Source organism: Eubacterium ramulus, assembly GCF_003122485.1.
In the GTDB taxonomy this organism is placed as follows: Bacteria; Bacillota; Clostridia; order Lachnospirales; family Lachnospiraceae; genus Eubacterium_I; species Eubacterium_I ramulus_A.
In genome coordinates, this window is record NZ_JRFU01000020.1 from 1 (window position 1) to 24,563 (window position 24,563).

At 42.3% G+C, this 24,563-nt stretch carries 18 protein-coding genes; 16 read left to right on the plus strand and 2 right to left on the minus strand.

The features are described from left to right. The coding region (locus tag LG34_RS02140; protein WP_146190169.1) for a M23 family metallopeptidase at window positions 1-722 on the plus strand (722 nt) is incomplete at its 5' end. Window positions 723-915: 193 nt separating this feature from the next. Here LG34_RS02140 and htpG read toward each other — a convergent pair. After that, window positions 916-2,973 carry a molecular chaperone HtpG gene (htpG, locus tag LG34_RS02145; RefSeq protein ID WP_109214673.1) on the minus strand — a complete coding sequence of 686 codons (2,058 nt, stop codon included), beginning with the start codon at window positions 2,971-2,973 and terminating at the stop codon, window positions 916-918. A 360-nt stretch (window positions 2,974-3,333) separates the two neighbouring features. Here htpG and LG34_RS02150 point away from each other — a divergent pair, with 360 nt between their 5' ends. The 11 genes from LG34_RS02150 (at window position 3,334) to LG34_RS02195 (ending at window position 14,744) form a co-directional block, all read left to right on the plus strand. Beyond that, window positions 3,334-4,332: an acyltransferase family protein gene (locus LG34_RS02150; RefSeq protein ID WP_109214674.1), complete on the plus strand. Its 999-nt coding sequence runs from the start codon at window positions 3,334-3,336 to the stop codon at window positions 4,330-4,332. Between the two features lie 141 nt (window positions 4,333-4,473). Further along, window positions 4,474-5,652: an aldo/keto reductase gene (locus LG34_RS02155; protein ID WP_109214675.1), complete on the plus strand. Its 1,179-nt coding sequence runs from the start codon at window positions 4,474-4,476 to the stop codon at window positions 5,650-5,652. A gap of 52 nt (window positions 5,653-5,704) precedes the next feature. Then, a complete protein-coding gene (locus LG34_RS02160) occupies window positions 5,705-7,288 on the plus strand; it encodes a sigma-54 interaction domain-containing protein (RefSeq protein ID WP_146190170.1) in 1,584 nt (527 codons plus the stop codon). A 321-nt stretch (window positions 7,289-7,609) separates the two neighbouring features. After that, the gene (locus LG34_RS02165; protein ID WP_109214677.1) at window positions 7,610-8,572 is read left to right on the plus strand and encodes a hypothetical protein; all 963 of its coding nucleotides are present in this window, start codon (window positions 7,610-7,612) and stop codon (window positions 8,570-8,572) included. A gap of 107 nt (window positions 8,573-8,679) precedes the next feature. Next, a complete protein-coding gene (locus LG34_RS02170) occupies window positions 8,680-9,942 on the plus strand; it encodes a hydroxymethylglutaryl-CoA reductase, degradative (RefSeq protein ID WP_109214678.1) in 1,263 nt (420 codons plus the stop codon). Window positions 9,943-9,989: 47 nt separating this feature from the next. Next, window positions 9,990-10,472 (plus strand): hypothetical protein, encoded by a 483-nt coding sequence (locus LG34_RS02175; RefSeq protein ID WP_055288982.1) that lies wholly within the window; start codon window positions 9,990-9,992, stop codon window positions 10,470-10,472. Between the two features lie 12 nt (window positions 10,473-10,484). Next, complete coding sequence (locus tag LG34_RS02180; RefSeq protein ID WP_055288980.1) at window positions 10,485-11,825, plus strand: tripartite tricarboxylate transporter permease; 1,341 nt, start codon at window positions 10,485-10,487, stop codon at window positions 11,823-11,825. Window positions 11,826-11,911: 86 nt separating this feature from the next. Further along, on the plus strand, window positions 11,912-12,343 hold the full coding sequence (locus LG34_RS02185) for a hypothetical protein (protein WP_109214679.1): 432 nt from the start codon (window positions 11,912-11,914) through the stop codon (window positions 12,341-12,343). A 248-nt stretch (window positions 12,344-12,591) separates the two neighbouring features. Beyond that, window positions 12,592-12,750 (plus strand): hypothetical protein, encoded by a 159-nt coding sequence (locus LG34_RS16600; protein ID WP_181369261.1) that lies wholly within the window; start codon window positions 12,592-12,594, stop codon window positions 12,748-12,750. A 144-nt stretch (window positions 12,751-12,894) separates the two neighbouring features. After that, window positions 12,895-13,494 carry a TetR/AcrR family transcriptional regulator gene (locus tag LG34_RS02190; protein ID WP_207657011.1) on the plus strand — a complete coding sequence of 200 codons (600 nt, stop codon included), beginning with the start codon at window positions 12,895-12,897 and terminating at the stop codon, window positions 13,492-13,494. A 128-nt stretch (window positions 13,495-13,622) separates the two neighbouring features. Beyond that, complete coding sequence (locus tag LG34_RS02195) at window positions 13,623-14,744, plus strand: aldo/keto reductase (protein ID WP_109214680.1); 1,122 nt, start codon at window positions 13,623-13,625, stop codon at window positions 14,742-14,744. Window positions 14,745-15,052: 308 nt separating this feature from the next. Here the strand turns inward: LG34_RS02195 and LG34_RS02200 are convergent, their stop codons facing one another. Beyond that, complete coding sequence (locus LG34_RS02200) at window positions 15,053-19,312, minus strand: 2-hydroxyacyl-CoA dehydratase (protein ID WP_109214681.1); 4,260 nt, start codon at window positions 19,310-19,312, stop codon at window positions 15,053-15,055. Between the two features lie 258 nt (window positions 19,313-19,570). On the opposite strand from LG34_RS02200, the gene LG34_RS02205 reads away from it, so the two are divergent. The 4 genes from LG34_RS02205 to LG34_RS02220 all read left to right on the plus strand — a co-directional run bounded on the left by LG34_RS02205 (window position 19,571) and on the right by LG34_RS02220 (window position 24,182). Then, window positions 19,571-19,801, plus strand: a complete 231-nt coding sequence (locus LG34_RS02205) for a LysM peptidoglycan-binding domain-containing protein (RefSeq protein ID WP_109214682.1) — start codon at window positions 19,571-19,573, stop codon at window positions 19,799-19,801. Window positions 19,802-20,087: 286 nt separating this feature from the next. Then, window positions 20,088-20,918, plus strand: a complete 831-nt coding sequence (locus tag LG34_RS02210) for a rhomboid family intramembrane serine protease (protein ID WP_109214683.1) — start codon at window positions 20,088-20,090, stop codon at window positions 20,916-20,918. Window positions 20,919-21,044: 126 nt separating this feature from the next. Next, entirely contained in the window at window positions 21,045-22,715 is a 1,671-nt protein-coding gene (locus tag LG34_RS02215) for a glutamine--tRNA ligase/YqeY domain fusion protein (protein ID WP_109214684.1), read from the plus strand. A 6-nt stretch (window positions 22,716-22,721) separates the two neighbouring features. Further along, window positions 22,722-24,182 (plus strand): PLP-dependent aminotransferase family protein, encoded by a 1,461-nt coding sequence (locus LG34_RS02220; RefSeq protein WP_109214685.1) that lies wholly within the window; start codon window positions 22,722-22,724, stop codon window positions 24,180-24,182. Window positions 24,183-24,563 lie beyond the last annotated feature (381 nt).

The window sequence follows — 24,563 nt, forward strand, 5'->3', positions numbered from 1 at the left end:
ATGAAAATGGCTGGTGGCTGATCCGGGAAGGAAAAGTAGATTTTACTGCGAATACAGTGGCAAAAAACGAGAATGGCTGGTGGCTGATCCGAGAAGGAGAAGTGGATTTTTCAGCAAACACAGTAGCGAAAAATGAAAACGGCTGGTGGTGCATTGAAGGTGGAAAAGTAAACTTTGATTTTACTGGCGCTGCAGAAAATGAAAACGGAATCTGGTATCTGGTGGACGGAAAAGTCGATTTTTCCTATAATGGAACCGCGCGTTGGAATGGCATAGACTGCCAGGTAATCGACGGAAAAGTGCAGTATACAGATTCGGGTGAAAATAAAGCAGATTATGTATGGCCGCTGACAGGTTATAAAACAATCAGTTCTTCATTTGGAAGCCGTATCTGCCCGTATCATGGTCAGGAGTTTCATAATGGAATTGATATTCCGGCACCATCGGGCACATCCATTCAGGCTTGTGCAGCCGGAACGGTGATCAAAGCGGAATACAGCAGCAGTTTTGGAAATAATATCGAAATTGATCACGGAAACGGCGTACATACAATGTATCTGCATTGTTTTTCCTTGAATGTGACCGTAGGACAAAAGGTATCACAGGGAGATGTGATCGGATATGTTGGAATGACAGGTGATGCAACTGGAAATCATCTGGATCTCAGATTCAAAGTATCTGGAACATATGTTGATCCATTAACAATGGTGACGCCGAAATAGCAGCATTGCCAACACCAAAAAATAAATTACAATGAAAACATGCAAATTGAGTCATCGAAGAAAGGTGGCTCAGTTTTTTGGGAGAAATGTCAAAAAATAGAACCCTCTTATTTTTCATCAAAGCAGGCGTCTTAGCCTGCGTGATGCAAAATAAGAGGATTTCTTATATTACCTATAAAGTTGCTCTTAAAATTTATTTATCAGCCAAAATCATCATAACCTCATTGCTTCGGTTAATGAACGCTGTCATAGCCTCCGGTGAAAGCGGCTGGTTGGAAAGCATAGCCAGATCATAAAGCTGTTTACAGAACATCGGTACATGTTCGCCATCTTTGTGAGCAAGAATATACTGAACCAGTTTGTTGTTGACATTCAGAACCAATGTCTCATTGCCGCCAAACATGGACGGATCCATGCCGTACATATTGTACATCTTCATCATATCCTGCATACGACGTCCCTCTTCGGAGAGTGTGATCATGGATGAGATAGAAGCGTCTTTCAATTTTTCTACTTTTACATCCAGATTCTCTTTACCAAGAGCGGTGCGGAAAGTCTCTGTCAGAGTATCCAGTGCAGATTTCATATCTTCCTCAGATACTTCTTCTTTCAGTGCATCAGTTACATCAGCATCGATACGCATAAATTTGTAATGCTGATTCCGCTGCTCTAACTGAGTGATGAAAGAAGTATCAATGTTGTGATCAAGGATGACTGCGTTCATATCGGATTCCTTGAACATACGAATGTACTGTCCCTGCTGATTCTTATCTGTTACATAGTAGATTGTCTCGCGGGTATCTTTATCTGCATCAGCGTTATCAGCTTTATTCTCAGCATTTTCATCTTTAGCTTCTGCCTCTTTTTCCTCTTTCTCTTTTAAGAGCTCCGGAAGCGTCATGTATTTGTCATTGATATCTTTGAAGAGGATGTAATCGTTCATACGGTCACAGAATTTCTCATCTTTTAAGCAGCCGAATTTGATGAACGGGCTGATGTCATCCCAGTATTTCTCATAGCTTTCTTTATCTGTCTTGCACATACCTGTGAGCTTGTCAGCCACTTTCTTGGTGATGTACTCGGAGATTTTCTTTACAAAGCCGTCGTTCTGAAGTGCACTTCTGGATACGTTCAGCGGCAGATCCGGGCAGTCGATAACACCTTTTAAGAGCATCAGGAATTCCGGAATAACTTCTTTGATATTGTCTGCGATAAATACCTGATTGTTGTAAAGCTTGATGGTTCCTTCAATGGAATCGTACTCGGTATTGATCTTCGGGAAGTAGAGGATACCTTTTAAGTTGAACGGATAATCCATGTTCAGATGAATCCAGAATAACGGCTCTTTGTAATCATGGAATACGTTGCGGTAAAACTCTTTGTAATCTTCATCGCTGCACTCATTTGGATGTTTTGTCCAGAGCGGATGCGGATCGTTGATCGGAACCGGGCGTTTTAAGATTTTTAATTTCTCGGTACGCGGAGATACTTCTACGACCTCTTTTTCGCCGTTCTCATTTTCTTTTTCCTCTGTTTTAGCCTCTTCAATTATGGTTTCGATCACGGTATCTTTATCTGTTTTTTCTTCCGGAAGAATGGTTTCATATTCCGGCTCAGCAGTTTCGTTTACCAGATAGATTTCTGTTGGCATGAAAGAGCAGTATTTGTTCAGAACCTCTCTTGCGCGGTACTCGTTTGCAAACTCCAGACAATCTTCATTTAAGAATAAGGTGATCGCGGTACCAACGGTTGTTTTGTTACCGTCTTTCATATCAAATTCTGTACCGCCGTCACATTCCCAGTGAACCGGTGTAGCGCCTTCTTTATAAGAAAGAGTATCGATATGAACCTCATCAGCTACCATAAATGCGGAGTAGAATCCAAGGCCGAAATGACCGATGATCTGATCGTCGTTGGATTTATCTTTGTATTTCTCAAGGAAATCAGTTGCTCCGGAAAATGCGATCTGGTTAATATATTCCTCAACTTCATCTGCAGTCATTCCAAGACCATTATCAATGAATTTTAAGGTTTTCTCTGTCGGGTTGACACGTACTTCCACTTTTGCTTCGTAATCATCCGGCAGTGTGTATTCGCCCATCATATCAAGTTTTTTCAGTTTTGTAATGGCGTCACATCCGTTGGATACAAGTTCACGATAGAAGATGTCGTGGTCGGAATACAGCCATTTTTTGATGATCGGAAAAATGTTGTCACTGTTGATGGAAAGACTTCCGTGTTTGTTACTCATACTTATCACTCCTGTTTCTTCTTTATAAATATTTTTGAAAAATTAGCGTATTTGGTTCAGAAATCCTGATAAAAAATAAGGGTCTCTGAAAGCATAAATACACTATAATACTCCAAAATTAAAAAGTCAATAGAAAATTAGCACTCTTTTTAAATGAGTGCTAACAAAAACAAAAAAGTGTAAAAAACATTGTGATCTGTTTTACTTATTGCGGTTTCTGTAAAAAAAAGGTATACTCACTAGGATGCAAAAATCAGGGGTATGGTTGCGAAAGGTTGTAACGGTATTTCTTGATGATAATGAAGTAAGAGTTGTGATTATATTATGTTATTTTTATAGAAGGAACAGGAGTGAACAGACATAGCAGGAGAAAGAAATTATCATTTTGATAATATAAAAGCTTTGTTGATTTTTCTGGTAGTATTCGGGCACATGATCAGTACCTTTGCGGATACGCCGGAAGTAGATGTTATTTATAAAATCATATTCAGTTTTCATATGCCGGCGTTCATATTTGTATCCGGGTATTTTGCAAAAGTAGAACCAAAGAAGATTTTATCAAGGATTTTTCCGCTGTATATCGTATTTCAGCTGCTTCGTTTTTTGCTGGATTTCATATTGGACAGTATTCAGTGGGGACATCCGGTGAAAATCGATATGCAGTTTTTTACACCGCGCTGGACGTTGTGGTATCTGATGGCCATGATCATTTACCAGCTTTTGTTGCCGGTATTTGACACGAAAAGCAAACAGCACCGGGTGGCATATCTGCTTTTATCTATGATTCTTGGCATTGTGATCGGTTACAATCCGGATACGGAGAACTTTATGGCAATGTCCAGAATTATGAACTTTTTACCGTTTTTCCTGGCGGGATATTATGAAAAAGACGGTGGATTTTTCCTTCGATATGGGAAACAGAAAAATCCGAAAGAGGCAAAAATTGCAACAGCGTTTCTTGCAGTTGGAATTATTATGGGATTTATTCTGGTCAGCAGACTGAGCACAAGAAAGTTATTTTGGGGAACGGAAAGCTTTGATGGAGGTGTATATACCTGGTATACACGAATCCTGGCATGGATTATCGCCTTTTTGTGGATCTGGGTTTTGATCGTGTGGGTGCCGACCAGACGGATTCCGGTGATTGAAGTCATCGGAAAAAATACATTAAGTGTATATCTGCTACATACGATTGTAATTCTGATTCTGATGTATACGCCGTTTAATGATTGGATATTTAATAAGATTGGCTGGCAGCTGCTGATTTCGGTGGGACTGACACTGGGACTTTCCTGGAATGGATTTGAACGGTTGCTGCGAAAAATTGCGATTCCGTATTATGGAAATCAGAAGAAGTAAGTATAATTCTGTTAAAAAAGGAATTATGGAATATGATTCTACAGAAACGTGAGTTGTGTGTAATTACGAATTGTACTTCAGAATATATAGAAAAGAAAGATAAACAAACGAGCGAATCACTTGCAAATTAGGAGCATGAATATGCAATATCGATATGACAAAGAAAAAAATCCAGTATCCATGCTGGCTTATGGCTGCATGCGCTTTACAAAAGAAAATGGAAAAATCAATCTGGAAAAAGCAGAAGCTGAGATTCTGGAGGCCATGAAGCTTGGTGTCAACTATTTTGATACCGCATATATTTACAGCGGCAGTGAAGAGGCCATGGGAAAGATTTTTGAAAAAAACCACTGCCGGGAGCAGATTTACATTGCAGATAAACTGCCGCATTATCTGATCAAGTCAGCAGCAGGTCTGGAAAAGACGTTTCAGGAGCAGCTGCGCAGATTACGGACGACTTACATCGATTTTTATCTGATGCATATGCTGACGAATCTGGAAACATGGGAAAAATTAAAAGGCCTTGGCATTGAAGAATGGATTGCAAAGAAGAAAGCGTCCGGAGAGATCCTCCGGATTGGATTTTCTTATCATGGAAATACAAAGGATTTTTGTGAATTGGTGGATGCTTATGACTGGGATTTTTGTATGATCCAATACAATTATCTGGACGAAAACAGTCAGGCTGGACGGAAGGGTTTGCAATATGCTGCAGCAAAGGAACTTCCAGTAATGATCATGGAACCGTTGCGGGGAGGCAAACTGGTAAATCTGCTGCCGGAAGAAGCAAAACGGAAGGTGGCAGCACATCCATCCGGACGCAGTGCAGCAGAATGGGCATTTCGCTGGCTCTGGAATCAGCCGGAAGTCACAACGGTACTTTCCGGCATGAATTCTATTGAGATGATACGCGAGAACTGTCGGATCGCATTTGAGACGCAGGCAGGGGCATTTACGGAAGATGAGATTGCTTTTGTCAATGAATTGAGGCATGAAATCAACCACAGCATGAAAGTAGGCTGTACCGGCTGCGGTTATTGTATGCCATGTCCGAAAAACGTGGATATCCCGGGCACGTTCAGTTTTTATAATCTGATCTACAGTGAGAATAAAAAAACGGCCCGAAAGGGATATATGCAGTGTACGATTTTCCGTCAGACACCGACCAGTGCTTCTCAGTGTGTGGGATGTGGAAAATGTGAGCAACACTGCCCGCAGGGGATTCCAATTCGAAAGGAACTGAAGAATGCGTCAAAAGAACTGGAAAACGTGACGTATAAGCTGGCGGGGAAGGCAATTCGACTGTTGAAGTTGTGGTAACACTACAGGTGGATTAAAAATAAAGGCAGAAGATAGAAAGTTGGTGGGAACAATGGAAATTACGCGTTTTATGAACCCGAATCGAAAGAATGTTGAGACAAAGAGTTTTCTTCCAGCAGGAATTCGAATCCGGGATATTGATCAGCGCGTACTGAATACAGAAGAAAAATATATCGGTATTGTGGATGAAAATGGCGAAATGCTGGGAGCTATTCAGGTGGAGCGTCTGCGTTTTATTTATCAGTGGAATCAGACGCTGGATATGGCTCAGATTCTGGAGCATCTGAGTATTGGCGTGATTGCGGTGGACAAAGAAAGTCGGATTTTCTATGTAAATCCAGCTTATTCGGATATTTTGAATGTCGCGCCGGGAAAAATTATCGGTCGTTATATGAATCAGATTGAAAAAGATGCAGCTCTTTTGGAAGTATTGGAAACACAGAAGCCAAAACGTCGTGAAAAACAGTTGATTCAGTCAGTGCAGAAATATGTATCGGTAAATATGTTTCCATTGTATCAGCAGGGAGAGTTCATAGGGGCGTGTTCTCTGTTTACGGATATTACGGAGCTGAATCATCTGACCAGTGAGGTGCAGCGTATTTCTCAGGTGGCAGAAGAATACAATCAGGAGATCCGTGCCAGAGATTTTTTGAAAACGAATCATATTATCGGTGAGAGTGAAGTCTATCTGAACTGCATTCGAAAATCGATGATGGTGGCGTCTACAGATGCGTCAGTGTTGATTCGTGGCGAGAACGGAACTGGTAAAGAAGTCATCTGCAAGATCGTACAGGAAAACAGTGCCAGAAGGAATCAGCCATTTATTAAGGTAAATTGTGCGGCAATTCCGGAAGCCCTGATCGAAAGTGAATTGTTTGGTTATGAGGAAGGTTCTTTTACCGGGGCTAAAAAAGGTGGTCGCGCCGGAAAATTTGAGCTGGCTCATGGAGGAACGATTTTTCTGGATGAGATCGGCGATCTGCCGATGGCAATGCAGGCAAAGCTGTTGCGTGTACTTCAGGAAGGCGAGATTGAAAAAGTCGGTGGACAAAAAAGTGTGCCGATCGATGTGCGTGTGATCGCCGCGACAAATCAGCCGTTAGAGCAGATGATCGAGGATGGAACTTTTCGAATGGACCTGTATTTCCGTTTGAACGTTATTTCCATTGAGATACCGCCTCTCAGAAAACGTGGCAGTGATGTGATATTGCTGGCGAATGAATTTCTGGATACGTTTAATCACAAATATCAGAAAGAAAAACATATGAAAGAAAGTGCGTATCAGGCACTGATGAATTATAAATGGCCGGGAAATGTCCGAGAACTGCGAAATGTGGTGGAAAGTGCAGTGGTACTGACGATGTCGGATTCCATTGGTGCGGGCGATTTACCGGAGTATATTTCCGGTGTTGCTGCAGAAGAAAACGTGCAGCAGGATGCGCAGACGAAGGAACTTTCGATGCTGGAAGACGGCATGCATTTTGACAGTCTGAAGGAACAGGTGGAGGCTTACGAGAAACATGTGATCGCGGCGGCCTTGGAGAGATGTCAGGGGAATCGTAATGCAGTAATTCAGGAATTGAAAGTGTCAAGACGGACGTTTTACCGGAAACTGGCGGAGTATGGATTATCTTGAGCTGAAAGAATATGCATAAAAAACAGAATAGTGCCATAAATGGCATATATGCCAAATGTTGCACCCATATATAAAAATGAAAGTGCCAAAAATGACACTATACAAAAACGAACATAGTTTAGAAAGGGATATGATGGAATTGTCATGTTCCTTTTTTAATCCCAAAAACACGAAATGCGAATTGATTTTGCCTGTTTTTTAAAAAAACAAACATAAATGAGCATAAATCACATATTTGCCAGATATCACAACAAAACTGGCATCGGCTTTGCAATATAATAGGTCACAAACCTGCAGGAAGATAGAAAAGGAGAAGAACAGATGAAACTACCAAAAAAAGTGGAAGTAATGGATGTTACTTTAAGAGATGGTTTCCAGCATGAGGAAATGTTTGTACCGACAGAAGCAAAGCTCTGGATCGCAAACAAACTGATTGACGCGGGATTTACAAAGTTCGAAGTCGGAACCTTCAGTCATATCAAATATGTTCCGCAGTTTAAGGATATCGAGGCAGTATTAAAGGGACTGCCAAAGAATGAAAATGTAGAGTACACCGTGCTGGCATTGAATACAAAAGCATGTGAGCGTACCGTTCAGGCACTGGAAGACGGAGCACAGATTGACCGCGTTTTATGCGGACAGCTTGCAACCAGTGAAGCATATGCAAGAAAAAATATGAATCGTACACACGAAGAGCTGTTTGCGGAAGCAGAAAAGAATGTAAAGTTTTTACATGATCATGGTGTTAAAAAAGTATTTGCAAACATCGGTACCATTTTCGGCTGTCCGATTCAGGGGGAAGTGCCGTTGGAAAAGGCATATGAATTCTGCGACAGATGTTTTGATATCGGATTTGATGAGATTGAGCATTCCGATCCGGATGGAATTGCAGATCCGGCGAAAGTATTTGAATATTTTTCCACTGTACTGGACAAATATCCGGATACGTCTGCACACAGTTTCCATGTACATGATATCAGAGGCATGGGCTTAACAGCCTACTATGCAGCAATGGAAGCCGGCGTGACAATGTTTGACTGTTCCATGGGTGGCATTGGTGGTCAGGTGGCAAATATCGTTGATAACGTTCCGGTAAAAGGAATCGGAGACTATTATTTTGACACACGCAGAACCGGTCTGGTAGAGACCTGTGATTTTGTGACAATGCTGAACCAGATGGGAATTGAGACTGGTATTGATGAGCAGAAATGTTATAAAATAGCAACGATGGTAGAACGTATTTTGGGAAGAGAATTAAGTTCATTTACAAGTTCCATTCGATAGTGTGTTTTGAGAAAGAGACAAGAAACAGCAAATCATTTATAAATTTTAGAAAATAGAGAGAAATACATCAGTAATTTGTATCGGTAAGGGTAAAGGAGAATAAGACAATGAAAACAAGTAAATATTCAGGATTTTTCAAATTATCAGTTGAGGACAGAATGAAAGAAGTTGCAGAGTTTGCAAATCTGACAGAAGAAGACCAGAAAGTGCTGCAGGATGCGGACAGTCTGGATATGGACAAGGCGGATCATATGATCGAGAATGTAATCGGACGTTTTGCACTTCCTCTTGGTGTGGCAATCAACTTCCAGATCAACGGCAAAGATTATGTTATCCCGATGGTTTCTGAGGAGCCTTCCGTAGTTGCAGCCTGCACAAACGCAGCAAAGATGGCACGCGTTGGCGGTGGATTTACGACACATTCTTCCGGAACAGTTATGATTTCCCAGATTCAGCTTCTGAATGTTCCGACACCATTTGCAGCAAAGAGCATGATTCTGGAGCACAAAGATGAGATTATCCAGAAGTGTAATGAGAAAGATCCGGTACTTGTGAAATTTGGCGGCGGAGCAAGAGAGGTAGAAGTACGTGTCATTGATTCTATGGTTGGTCCGATGGTAATCGTTCATCTGCTGGTTGATACACTGGATGCAATGGGTGCAAATGCAGTTAATACAATGGCAGAAGCAGTCGCACCATACCTGGAAGAAATTACTGGTGGAACCGCAGAGCTTCGTATTTTATCCAACCTTGCAGATCACAGACTGGTAACAGCCCGTGCCGTATTCAAAAAAGAGGCAATCGGCGGCGAGGAAGTAGTAGATAAGATGTTGAACGCTTATGCATTTGCAGCAGCAGATCCATACCGTGCAGCAACACACAACAAAGGTATCATGAACGGAATTATCCCGGTTGTTATGGCAACAGGAAACGATACCCGTGCCATTGAGTCAGGCGCACATGCTTATGCAAGCAGAAATGGCAGATATACTTCCCTGACAACCTGGGAGAAAGATGCAAACGGCGATCTGGTTGGAACAATCGAAATGCCGATGGCAGTTGGATTAGTAGGTGGAGCGACAAAGATTCATCCGACCGCACAGGTAGCTGTAAAAATGCTTGGCGTTAAGACAGCAGCAGAACTGGGACAGATCATTGCAGCAGTTGGTCTGGCAAATAACATGGCAGCGATGAAAGCACTTGCGACAGAAGGCATCCAGAGAGGGCATATGTCACTGCATGCAAGAAATCTGGCTTCTACCGTAGGAGCAAAAGGCGAAGTTTTGGAAGCGATTGTAAAACAGATGGTTTCCGAGAAAAAAGTTCGTCTGGAATATGCACAGGAACTGTTTGAAAAATACAGCAAATAATATGTGACATATTGAAAATAAAACAAAAATACAGGAGGAGCGTATTTATGAATACTGAACCTGAGAAAAAAGAAAAAGTGTTGACGGAAGTATGGGGAGATACCGTTAATATCAAGGAATTGGCGATATCGATTATCTTAGGGGTTATTTTTACCATGTGTTTCTACCTGATCGGACGTAAGATCTTCATGAGTATGGGAACGATTGAAGAGAATCTTGCGAAAGGATATGCTCTTTTTGTAGGGATTGCCGGCTGCTTTATTGCAGCCGTAATCTCTGCGAAATCCTTCCGACCGAAACGTCTTGTTGCGGAACTTGACAGTACGACAGATATTGCAGAAGTACTGGAATACGCACATATGACACCGGAAGAGGAAGGCGAGGCACTGACAAAGGTCGGACCGGATGTAATCAAAGAACTGGAAGATCTGGAACTGTACGGTCTGTTGGCACTGATTCCGGAAGGAGCAAACAATTACAAGCCGGAATACAGAGAACTGGCGGGAGGTCAGAGCAAAAAAGATGCATAGGAGGTAGACAACATGCTGATTATACAGGCAATTATTGTTTCAATTATCGGAGGAATCATCTTCTCCATTATCGGAATTATCCCTGGTACAGATGAGACAGCGACCATGGCACCAATTACCCTGATCCTTGTCTTAATGGGATTTGAACCGGTTGTTATTTTTGCATGGTTTATCGCAATTTTGGTTGCGATGCAGATCACACATACGATACCGACAGCGATGGCGGCTCTTCCGGGTTCCACCATGGCAGTACCCATGGTAGAAAACAGTAACATCGGTAAAAAACTTGGTATTCCGCATATTTCCATGCGAAAAATGTCCGCCGGATCCATGATCGGATCCCTGATCGGTTTACCGATCGCCATTCTGTTTGCACAGATTCTGGCACCGTTAAGCGACATTATCACACAGTACAGTGGACTGATTTTTACCATTGCGGCATGCGTTATCGCATTTATGTCACAGGCAAAGATCGGAGCAGTGGTAGCACTGGTTCCGTTTGCATTCCTGATTCAGGGTTTACAGAGAATTTCCACAGAAGCGGTAGGTAAGACATTATTTACATCTATTTTCATGGGAATTACGATTGGCCCGATGATCGCAGAAATCTTCAACATTATGATTCCTGCAAAACGTGCGGAGAACCGCAGGGAAAAACCGACAGAGATCTGGCTTGCACCGGATTCCAAAGAAAAAATGCCATTTTTCCCGAACCCATTTAAATTTTTTGGTAAATCATCCATAGGTTACGTTGCCGGCTGTTCTGCAATTTCAGCCTGCACATTTACATTTTCCCCGGTTGGTATGACGGTTATGCTGGGTGAGCTGGTAGCATCCAGAAAGAAAGAGTTATTTGACCGTGTCACCACAACCCTTGGTGTACAGGATGCGGTTTCCAATGCAACTTATCTGGGAGAACTTCTGATCCCGATGATTGCATTTGGTTTGCCGCTGAGTCCGGTAGCCTTAGGTCCGGCATCTCCGTTATTCAACCAGATTAATTTACATGATTATCTGACCATGTCAGATTACTTCATTTACGGATTTATCGGTATTATCTTCGGTTGTATGTTTGCATATCCGATGGCAATCAAAAAAGCCCGTAAGTGGTCTGAAAAGATGTTCCGTTCCATCAGTCATGAGGCACTGATCGGCGCATTTATGGGACTGGTTTGTATGCTGGCTTTCCATGAGGCAGGTTTATTTGGTATTATCACTGCATTGGTAATCGGTGTATTTGGTGGATTCTTAAACAACCATTATGGAATCCATACCGGTGTACAGTTTATGGCATATTATGCATCTGGCTGGATCGTAACTACACTGATCTCAGTTTGTGCACTGGCAATATAAAAATAATCAGGGCTATATGTGATGTGGAACATGTAGCTTTGACATAAAAATTGCCAGTAAAAAGAAGACGTATGAGGAGGCACACTATGATATTCGCATCAAAAAAGGAAAACACGTATCAGTATTTTGTAGATCTCATTGACCAGAACATTCATCTGTTTGGTGAGGCAGTAAGGGAAAAACTGGAGCTTGCAGAGCATGAAAAACTGACGGATGATGAATTTGTAGAATGCTATGTGGATGGCATGAGCCGTATGGTAGGACAGATTTATGAGAATGCCGGAGAAACATTGCGTGCGGATGCAAAGTGTTATGCCAGATTTTGCGATGCGATTAAGCACCCGGAGCGATATGGATTTCGTTTTCAAAATAAAAATATAACGATCGGAAAAGTATATCTGTGTTATATGTTAGGAAAAACAAGAAAAAGAGCCCCGAAAGCGGACTGTATCAAACTGGAGCGCTATGCAGTGCAGCTCATTGGAAAAGAGTGTCTGGAGTGCGGAATCGTACAGTAAATTGCATACCCATTAAAAAAAATAATCAATCGAGTATGGGAGGGGATTACAAAAAAGAATACGTGCTAGACAAAAAAGCTGTCCGTATCAGACGATGCGGGCAGTTTTTCAATTCCAAAAAGTGAAAAATATTAAACAAGAATGAAAAGCTGCCTGTATATCATTGGTTTATTGACACCCTTTCGCATTACTGATATTGTAACAACAAATAATAATACGACGAATGTGAAAGGAGGGAGAATATCGCAATGGAATATATTTTTATGCATCAGAACATACCTGTGGCAGAACTTGAAATGGATGAATCCGCAGAGCTGATTCAAAAAGTAAATCGGGTGTTTGCGCCAGAGCATTTGCCCACTGGCGTTTCTGTAAAAAAAGATGGAAGATTATACAGAAAAAAATAAAGAAGCATAATGTAATGTCATATAGAAAATGTCCGTGTCAAAAGATGCGGATATTTTTTGTATTCTGTTTTAAAATTCATTGACTGAAAGTCAATGAAAAGATATAATAAGTATAGTAAAGCGATCACAAGAGAGGAAATCATTATGAACAATCGCCAACTGGCAGCTTTGGAAACAAAACGAAAGTTGATGGAGGCAGCGCAAAAGCTGATCTGTGAAAAAGGATTAAATGACACTTCGGTGGAACAGATCACAGAAACTGCCGGTGTTTCCAAAGGCACTTTTTACACGTATTTTAAGAAAAAAGAAGATATCGTACTGGCACTCAGTCGAGGCATGTTCGGGGAAATTCTGGAACAGGCAAAGTCATTGGAAGGCACATTCTTAGAAAAACTGGAATTTTACATGGTGAAATTTTCCGGTTATATCGAGCAGGGAAGTGTGCAGATGGCACAGGAATGGGTGAAAAACGTGGTAAATCCCAATCTGGTGACGGATTCCTTTGACAAAAATAAGCTGCATGCAGATCTGAAAGACATGCAGGAATTATTTTTCTATGGTATAGAATGTGGATTGCTGAAAAAAGATTTTCCGGTGGAAGACTTTGCAAAAATGCTGGTGGATGTTCTGTATGGAGAAATGCTTTGTTGGTGTATGAGCGACGGTGCGTACAGTTTTAGGGAACGCACGCAGGAATATTGTAAAAACTATCTGATGATATTGATACAACCATATCTGATATAAAAATAAAAGCTGTTTCAATTTTATATAAAATTCATTATCTATTTGTATGAATTACAGTGATTCAGATATGTTTGTTATAGATGAAAGAGAAGCTTTGTGTATAAAAAATAGCAGGAGGAAAAGAGATTATGAGTTATTTAGGTGAAAACATTCGAAAACTTGGTTTTGGTCTGATGCGTCTGCCGCAGACAGACGGTGTCATTGATGTGGAGCAGACCAAAGAGATGGTAGACTTGTTTATGGATGCAGGATTTACTTATTTTGATACCGCATGGGCTTACGCAGGTTCCGAAGATGCCATCCGTCAGGCATTGGTAGAGCGTTATCCACGTGAAAGCTACCAGCTTGCGACAAAAAATGCGGCATGGATCAACTGTAAGACAAAAGAGGAAGCATATGCGCAGTTTGACACCTCTTTAAAACAGACCGGTGCAGGTTACTTTGATTTTTATCTGCTGCATAATCTGGGTGAGGCAAGAACCGAATATTTTGACAAATTTGATATGTGGAACTGGGTGGCTGAGAAAAAGGCAGCAGGTCTGATCAAACACGTAGGATTTTCTTTCCATTCCACACCGGAAGAGCTGGAAGCAATTTTAAAAGAACATCCGGAGATGGAATTTGTACAGCTTCAGATCAACTATGCAGACTGGGAGAACCCGGCCATTCAGTCCAGAGGCTGTTATGAAGTAGCAAGAAAATATGGCAAACCAGTCATCATCATGGAGCCTGTAAAGGGTGGTATGTTGGCAACTCCGCCGGAATCCGTAGTAAAAGTATTAAAAGATGCGGAACCGGAGTCATCTGTTGCGTCTTGGGCTGTTCGTTTTGCGGCAAACTTAGAAGGCGTTATCACCGTATTATCCGGTATGAGCAACATAGAGCAGATGAAAGATAACCTGTCCTATATGAAAGATTTTAATGAATTAAATGATGCTCAGCTGCAGACCTTAAAACAGGCGCAGGAAGAACTGAATAAAATTCCGTTGATTCCATGTACAACCTGTAATTACTGTGCAAAAGTCTGTCCGATGCAGATTGGTATTTCAGGTTCCTTCACAGCAATGAATTATTTGACTTTGTACGGCGATAAAGATATGGCGGTACATCAGGAAAACTGGCTGGTAGGTGGCCATGGACTGAAACGTGTAAATGAGTGTGTAAAATGTGGAAAATGCGAGGAAGCATGTCCGCAGCATATTCAGATTCGTGCAGAACTTGAGCGCGTAAGCGAAAATCTTCTGAAATAATTAAATAATAGATATAATTTAATGAAGGCGCGCCCGGTGCTTTTGTCTTGTCAGCTAACAATCGCTTTCCAAGAAAAAATCACCGGGCGCGCCGTTTACGTATATATAAAGTAATAGTAAATGCCAATACACTACAGATAGTGCACTATTGTATGCGAAACAATAGATGAAACAGTGTATCGTAGTTGCGTGTGTAAATTAAGTGGGAGTGCTTCATTTTTCTCAGCAGGCGATTATTAGCCGCGGAGAAAAATGAAGCACTCCCACTTTCTATACCCTAAAGTTTAGCCACAAAAGAAACTATTCTTTTACGCGTCCTGTTTCTGTGACTTTTTCAGATTTTTCTGCGCTGTAGACAGCATCAGTTTAATACGGTTCAACTGGTTTACTTCACTGGCACCCGGATCAAAGTCAATCGCCACGATATTGGACATCGGATACTGATGACGCAGCTCTTTGATAACACCCTTACCTACAATATGGTTCGGCAGGCAGGCAAATGGCTGACAGCATACAATATTATTGACACCGGAGTTGATCAGCTCAACCATTTCACCAGTCAGGAACCATCCTTCACCGGTCTGGTTACCGTGAGATACAATGGATTCTGCATTTTTTGCAGTCTCGTAAATATTTGCCGGCGGTGTGAAATGCTTACTTTCTTCCAATGCTTTATGCGCAACTCCACGCAGTTTTTCAATTGCCCAGATACCAAGATTTGATTTTGTCTTGGTAGATTTCTTGAATCCAAGGACGTCTGTCTTGAAGTTGTTGTTGTAGAAGCAGTAGAGGAAGAAGTCCAGCAGATCCGGAATGACTGCCTCAGCACCTTCAGATTCCAGCAGATCAGCAAGGTAGTTATTTGCCATTGGCATAAATTTAACCAGAATCTCTCCTACGATACCTACCTTTGGTTTCTGAATATCAAGTCTTGGGAGTACATCAAAATCATGCACCATCTCACGACAGTACTGTTTATACTTTTTATGACTGACGAGCTTATCGGTAGATACAAAGTCTGTAATTTTCTGTACCCATTTTTTGTGCAGTTCGTTTGTGGAACCCGGAACTGCTTCATACGGTCTGGTTGCGTAGATACAGCGCATCAGGATATCACCGAATACCAGACAGTACATACCTTTCTGGATCAGAGAGGCATTCAGCTTAAATCCCGGGTTGGATTCCAGACTGCTCAGGTTCAGTGAAATAACCGGAATCTGCGGATATCCGGCTTTTTCCAGTGCACGACGGATGAATCCGACATAGTTGGAAGCACGGCAGCCGCCACCGGTCTGTGACATGATGATGGCCAGATGGTCTACATCATATTTGCCGGAAGTTACTGCATCCATGAACATACCAACGGTGATCAGGGACGGATAGCAGGCGTCATTGTTTACATATTTTAATCCTGCATCGACAGCAGCTTTGTTGTCATTTCCGAGAACGACCAAGTTGTAACCGGAAGCCTTAAATGCAGGCTCTAACAGTTCAAAATGGATCGGAGCCATCTGCGGAGCAAGGATTGTATACGTCTTTCTCATTTCTTCTGTAAAGACGGCACGCTGGTAGCTGGAAGGAACAATCTTGCGCTCTTTCGGATTTTTCTCTCTGGTGCGGATGGCAGCGATGAGAGAACGGATACGGATACGTGCAGCGCCAAGGTTGTTTACCTCATCAATCTTCAGGCAGGTGTAAATCTTGCCGGAATGAGTCAGGATATCGCTGACCTGATCGGTGGTAACAGCATCCAGTCCACAACCGAAAGAATTCAACTGGATCAGATCCAAAAAGTCGGTCGTTTTTACATAATTTGCAGCTGCATACAGTCTGGAGTGGTACATCCACTGGTCAAGTACGATCAGCGGGCGTTCTACCTGATGCAGATGGGAGATGGAATCTTCGGTCAGAACTGCAAATCCGTAGGATGTAATCAGTTCCGGAATACCGTGGTTGATCTCCGGGTCAATATGATATGGACGGCCGGCAAGTACGATACCGCGGCGTTTGTTGTCTTTTAACCACTGGATGGTTTCTTCGCCTTTTTTGCGCATATCGTTACGGGCGTTTGCAAGTTCCTGCCATGCAACGTGTACAGCAGCTTTTACTTCAGCAGCTGGAATATCAAAATCTTCTTTCATGATTTCTTCGAGACGTTTTGTTAAAGTTTCCTCATCTGCGAATGACATGAATGGATTGTATAACTTTACTTTTCCGGATGTAATGTCATCTACGTTGTTTTTGATATTTTCTGCATAAGAAGTAACAATCGGGCAGTTGTAGTTGTTGCCTGCATCCGGGAACTCTTTGCGCTCATACGGGATACATGGATAGAAGATGGAGTTGATGCCTTCTTTGATCAGCCATGTAATGTGTCCGTGGGCCAGTTTTGCCGGATAACACTCGGACTCACTCGGAATGGACTCAATACCAAGTTCGTAAATCTTTCTGGTAGAAGCCGGAGAGAGTACGAGACGGAATTTCAGTGCTTTGAAAAATGTTGCCCAGAACGGATAGTTTTCGTAAATGTTCAGGACTCTTGGCATACCGAGAGTTCCGCGGGTTGCTTCTTCCTCACTCAGAGGTTCGTAGTCAAAGATACGATGCAGCTTATATTCAAACAGGTTTGGGATCTGTTCTTTGTTTTTCTCTTTACCGATACCTTTCTCACATCTGTTTCCGGTAATGTACTGACGGTTTCCGGAGAATTTGTTGATGGTGAGCAGGCAATTGTTGGTACATCCGCCACAGCGGGCCAGTTTTGTTTCAAATTTCAGATCGTTGATCTGGTCAATGGACAGCATGGTTGTCTCTTTGCCTTCGTAACGGTCGCGGGCAATCAGTGCGGCACCGAATGCACCCATGATACCGGCAATGTCCGGGCGGATTGCTTTGCATCCGGAAATAGTCTCAAAGCTTCGCAGTACAGCGTCATTGTAGAAGGTACCACCCTGAACAACAATGTTCTGACCAAGTTCTGTCGGATCGGACAGCTTGATTACTTTAAATAATGCATTTTTGATAACAGAGTAAGCCAGACCTGCGGAAATATCAGCAACAGATGCGCCTTCTTTCTGTGCCTGTTTTACTTTGGAGTTCATAAATACGGTACAACGTGTTCCAAGGTCGATCGGGTTTTTCGCAAATAATGCTTCTTTTGCGAAATCCTGTACGGAATAGTTCAGAGATTTTGCAAAAGTTTCGATGAAAGAACCACAACCGGAGGAACATGCCTCATTTAACTGTACGCTGTCAACGGTGTTATTTTTGATCTTGATACATTTCATATCCTGACCACCGATATCGAGGATACAGTCAACCTTCGGATCAAAGAAAGCAGCAGCGGTGTAGTGAGCAACGGTCTCTACTTCACCTTCATCCAGCATCAGAGCAGCTTTTACCAGTGCCTCGCCGTAACCGGTGGAGCAGGAAGATACGATGTGCGCATCTGCCGGAAGCTGTTCGTAAATCTCTTTGATAGCAATAATGGAAGTGGCCAGCGGGCTTCCGTTGTTGCTGCTGTAGAAGGAGTACAGCAAGGTACCATCTTCTGCAACCAGAGCAACTTTTGTTGTAGTGGAACCTGCATCAATTCCAAGATAGCAGTTACCACTGTATGTAGAAATATCGCCTTTTTTTACACATGCGCCATTGTGGCGAGCAGTGAATTCGTCGTAAGCGGCCTGATCTGCAAACAGCGGATCCATACGTTCTACTTCGAATTCCATGTGGATCTCACCTTTTAATTTGCCAAGAAGATCTTCTAAGGATACCTGATTTTCTTCCTTGTAATTTAAAGCAGAACCGATAGCTGCAAAAAGGTGGGAGTTTTCAGGGACGATTGTATGCTCCTCATCCAGTTTCAGTGTGCGGATAAATGCTTCTTTCAGTTCGGATAAGAAATGAAGCGGACCGCCAAGGAATGCAACGTGACCACGGATCGGTTTACCACAGGCAAGACCACTGATGGTCTGGTTTACGACTGCCTGAAAAATAGAAGCAGACAGGTCTTCACGGGTTGCACCTTCGTTGATCAACGGCTGAATATCTGTTTTTGCAAATACACCACAACGGGCAGCAATCGGGTAGATTGCTTTATAATTTTTCGCATATTCGTTCAGACCGCTGGCATCTGTCTGGATCAGGGAAGCCATCTGGTCGATAAAGGAACCAGTACCGCCGGCACAGATACCGTTCATTCGCTGCTCAACATTGCCGCCTTCAAAATAAATGATCTTGGCATCCTCACCACCAAGCTCGATGGCTACGTCTGTCTGTGGAGCTGCGTCCTGCAGAGCGGTAGATACGGCGATAACCTCCTGTACGAAAGGTACACCGAGGTGTTTTGCCAGTGTCAGACCACCGGAACCGGTGATCATAGGACAGAGCTGGATCTGTCCGAGTTTTTCATATGCTTTATGAAGCAGATCGGTGAGCGTTTCGCGGATATTTGCGAAGTGGCGCTCATAATCGGAAAAAACTAACGTATTCTGATCATCCAAAATTGCAATCTTTACCGTAGTTGATCCGATATCAATTCCAAGTTTGTGTAATTTAAAATTATCCATTTTACCACCTATATATGTTGATTGGTTGTCTGAAATCGTTGATTTTCAGTAAAAACGGATTTCAGAAGTTTCATATTATATGTATAACACCTGTCAGATTACAAGCGAACTTCATTATACGACAGGAAATAGCAAAATACAATCTTTTTATAATATTTTAACAAATTGAGAAGGGTTCCTATTTAAAGCCCGAAACCAATAAAATAAGCGGTGCAATTTTAAGAAAAACGCATATTCTAAAAGAAAAAGGAAATCGTTATGAATCCTTATTTCGAATCCGAATATGGAGAATCCCGCATGATGCACGGCTGCCCGGGACTGATTCATGTGGTAAAAGAGGGGGATACTTTATATAAAATTTCGCAGTATCATCATGTGAGTGTGACAGATATATTGCTGGCAAATCCGTATGTGAACGTATATAATCTGCAGATCGGAGACGAATTGTGCATTCCGGTTGGAAAAAAGATCATGCGGGATGAAGCATAAGTAGTAGATGTGTATGGTAGCAAGGTGCTCGATTTACCTGTCAGAGTGTGACGAAGTTTGTGTTGTCTGTATGTTCCAAGAACAAACAATGGGATGATGAAAAATGGCTGTGGCAGGTGAATCGGACACCAAAATTTCAAAGTTTGCCAAGTTGACAAAGTGATAGTCGCTCTATATAATCAAAAGATAGCCATCTTTTTCTCGCAAATATTTGTATGGAACGCTTGCGAAAGGCAAATGAATCAGCGAAAAAAGTGCTAAAAATAAAACGAAAGTAGGAAACAGAATGCATTTTCTAAATAAAATGGAACGAAAGTTTGGCAGATTTGCCATTCAGGGACTGATGAAATACATCATTCTTTTCTATGTGGCAGGATATCTGATTCAGTTTCTGGCACCGCAGGCATACAGCTTCCTGACATTGGAGCCGTTTATGATTTTCCATTACGGACAGGTTTGGCGACTGGTGTCCTGGGTATTGATTCCACCACCAACCGGAAATATCATTTTTATGCTGATCATGGTAGTGCTTTATTATCAGCTTGGTACAGCATTGGAGAATACCTGGGGAGCATTCCGATTTAATGTATATATTTTTGGTGGTATGATTTTTACCGTGCTTGGTGCGCTTCTCCTGTTTGTAATTTATGGTGTGAATACACCTGTTTCAATGGGATCCAGCTTCAGCACATATTACATTAACATGACAATTTTCCTCGCATTTGCGATGTGTTATCCGGATATGCGAATCATGCTCTGGTTCATTATCCCGATTAAAATGAAATGGATGGCAGGTTTTTATGCAGCACTGATCATTTACAGTATGATTATTTCAAGCTGGGGAGGCAGAGTTGCTATTATCGCATCTATTCTGAATTTCCTGATTTTCTTTTTCAGTACACGCAACTATCGCAGTGTATCGCCAAAAGAAGTACACAGGAAGCGGACGTATCACCGTCAGGTACAGCAACCGAAAGGTGTCACACGCCACAAATGTGCGATTTGTGGACGGACAGAACTGGATGATCCGAATCTGGAGTTCCGTTTTTGTTCCAAATGCAATGGAAATTATGAATATTGTCAGGATCATCTGTTTACCCATGAACATGTAAAATAATAGATGCATTTCATTTCCTGGTAAAAATACTAAATGAAATGCTAGCTTAAGTAGTTTAAGGGCAGTTTTGTGGGAATTATGACAGATAAGATTCTTACTTAAAATACAGGAGAGAGAGGTTTGATTATGGAAAATGAAGCAATTTCCAGAAATTTTATTGAGCAGATTATTGACAAGGACATAGAGGAGGGCAGATGTGAGACCGTATGTACCCGTTTTCCACCGGAACCGAACGGATATCTTCACATCGGACATGCAAAATCTATCCTTTTAAACTATGGACTTGCTCAGGAATATCATGGAAAATTCAACATGCGTTTTGATGATACCAACCCGACAAAAGAAAAAGTAGAGTTTGTTGAGTCCATCAAAGCAGATATTGAGTGGCTGGGCGCTGACTGGGAGGACAGACTGTTCTTTGCATCCGATTATTTTGACCAGATGTATGAAGCTGCCGTAAAACTCATCAAAAAAGGAAAAGCGTTCGTCTGCGATCTGTCTGCAGAGGAGATCCGTGAGTACCGCGGAACTCTGACAGAGCCGGGTAAAAACAGCCCATACCGTGACCGTAGTGTAGAAGAAAACCTGGAATTATTTGAAAATATGAAAAATGGCATGTATCAGGATGGAGAGAAAGTTCTGCGTGCAAAAATCGATATGGCTTCCCCGAACATCAACATGCGTGATCCGGTTATTTACCGTGTTGCTCATATGACACATCATCGTACCGGAGACAAATGGTGCATCTACCCGATGTATGACTTCGCTCATCCAATCGAGGATGCAATAGAGGGTGTAACTCATTCTATCTGTACACTGGAGTTCGAGGATCATCGTCCTCTGTACGACTGGGTAGTAAGAGAGCTGGAGTATCCGCATCCACCAAAACAGATCGAGTTTGCAAAACTGTATCTGACCAACGTGGTAACCGGAAAACGTTACATCAAAAAATTGGTTGAAGATGGCATTGTAGACGGATGGGATGATCCGCGTCTGGTTTCCATCGCAGCACTGAGAAGAAGAGGATTTACACCGTCTTCCATCAAAAAGTTCGTAGAGCTGTGCGGTATTTCAAAGAGCAACAGTTCTGTGGATTATGCAATGCTTGAGTACTGTATCCGAGAGGATCTGAAGTTAAAAGCATCCCGTGCCATGGCAGTACTTGATCCGATCAAACTGGTAATTGATAACTATCCGGAAGGGCAGACCGAGGAACTGGAAGTAGATAACAACATGGAAAATCCGGAGCTTGGCAAACGTGTCGTTCCGTTTGGCCGTGAGGTTTATATTGAGCGTGAGGACTTCATGGAAGAACCACCGAAAAAATATCGTCGTTTGTATCCGGGCAACGAAGTTCGTCTGATGAACGCATATTTTGTAACCTGTACTGGATTTGAGAAAGACGAAGATGGAAAAGTAACTGTAGTACATTGTACTTATGATCCGGAGAGTCGCGGAGGAAACAGCCCGGACGGAAGAAAAGTACGTGGAACGATTCACTGGGTATCTGCAGCAGATGCAGTGAAAGCACAGGTTCGTCTGTATGAGAACATCATCGATGAGGAGAAAGGTGTATACAATGAGGACGGAAGTCTGAATCTGAACCCGAATTCTCTGACCGTACTGGATAACTGCTATGTGGAGCCATCTTTACTGAAAGCAGAAAAATACGACAGCTTCCAGTTTGTAAGAAATGGTTTCTTCTGTGTAGATGCAAAAGATTCCACATCGGAGCATCCGGTATTCAACCGTATCGTATCCTTAAAGAGCTCATACAAACTGCCGACACAGGCTTAGGAGAAAATGAAAGAATTAGCGATTACGCTTGATGCAGAAAAAAAACAGCCTTTATATGAACAAATTTACGAAGCCCTGCGGGAAGCAATCTTGCAGGGCCGTATTTTACAGGGGGAAAAACTGCCTTCTACCCGGTTTGAGGCGGATTATCTGCAGGTGAGCCGCAGTACGGTAGAGCTTGCTTATGATCAGTTAGTTTCCGAAGGTTATATACATGCCGAACCATATCGCGGTTATTTTGCCTGTGATGTGCGGGAACTGTATGATCTGACGGATATTCATACAGCAGATACACAGAGCCAGAGTATATTGACAGAAATCAGATCTGAAATAGCCGCTGAGAAGGATCAAAAGGAAACCTATCGGATTGATTTTTCACTGAATGCGTTGGCATTGGAGAGTTTTCCATATAATGGCTTAAGTAAAATTATGAAAAATCTGCTTCTGGACGAAGGGGAACAGATCATGAGCAGCGGAAGTGCTTTCGGAGAGGCAAATCTCAAAGAGACCATCTGTGACTATCTGTTTCATGCGCGAAACGTCCGGTGTGTGCCGGAACAGATCGTGATCGGAGCCGGAAATGAATATTTGCAGCTTTTACTGGCGCAGATGCTTGGAAAAGAACATTGTGTAGCAATGGAATCCCCTACATATCTGAGGGCATACAAAACTTTCCGGAATATTGGTTTCCCGGTGCAGGAAGTAGCATTGGATGAGTCCGGAATGCGGGTGGATCTGTTGCGGGAAACAGATGCCAGCATTGCCTATGTGATGCCATCGCATCAGTTCCCACTTGGAATCGTCATGCCGATGAAACGCAGACTGGAACTGTTAAACTGGGCGATGGAAGAACCGGAACGCTATATTATCGAAGATGATTATGACAGTGAGTTCCGCTATAAGGGAAAACCGATCCCGGCTTTGCAGGGGATTGATCGTTTTGGACGTGTGATCTATCTGGGAACCTTTTCCAAAAGTGTGGCACCTTCTACCCGTATCAGTTATATGGTGCTTCCAAAACAGTTGTTATCCAGATTTCGGGAATGTTGCGGATTTTATGCCTGTACCGTGCCGAATCTGATGCAGCAGGCAATCTGTCAGTTTATGAAAGCGGGATATTTTGAAAAAAATCTCAACCGTATGCGTGCGATTTATAAGGCAAAACATGATTTTATGCTGGCAGAATTGCGTAAGTATCCATGGGTGTTAAATATCATGGGGGAAAACTCCGGCTTGCATCTGTTAGTGGAAGTTGGCACGACACTGACAGAGCAGGGTGTGATTCAGAAATGCGCAGAGCAGAAAATTCGTGTGTACGGATTGTCAGAGTATTACATCAGTCAGAATCCGAAGCGGGAGTATCCGATTTTGCTTCTGGGATATGGCGGGCTGACAGAGGAACAGATTGCAGATGGATTGCAGATGATTGATGGGGTTTTGGCGGAAATGGCGTGTCAGACTCTGTGAATCTATGGAATGCAAGTTTGGGTAAAAAATGAATAAGTAAAGGAAAGCAGCTCTTATGTCGCGTGACATAGGAGCTGTTTTTCTATGCTTAAATTGAGAAAATTTTAAAAAAATTTTCAGAGTACATAAAGAATACAGATTGATTTTATATAATAAAAACAAGAAAGAAAGACATGAAACAGAAGTGTAGAGTGCAGTGATTCCGAGAAGAATATGTCAGCTTACGCTGACCAGAATCACACGCCAAGTCTCACGTGAGTTCGACTTGAATAATGTATACGGAGAGTCACTTATCAAAAAATATATCTGAACGGAAAATTTGGGGGTGAGATGTTATAATGCGAAACATACGGATAGAAGTACAGAAAATTTTACATTTGC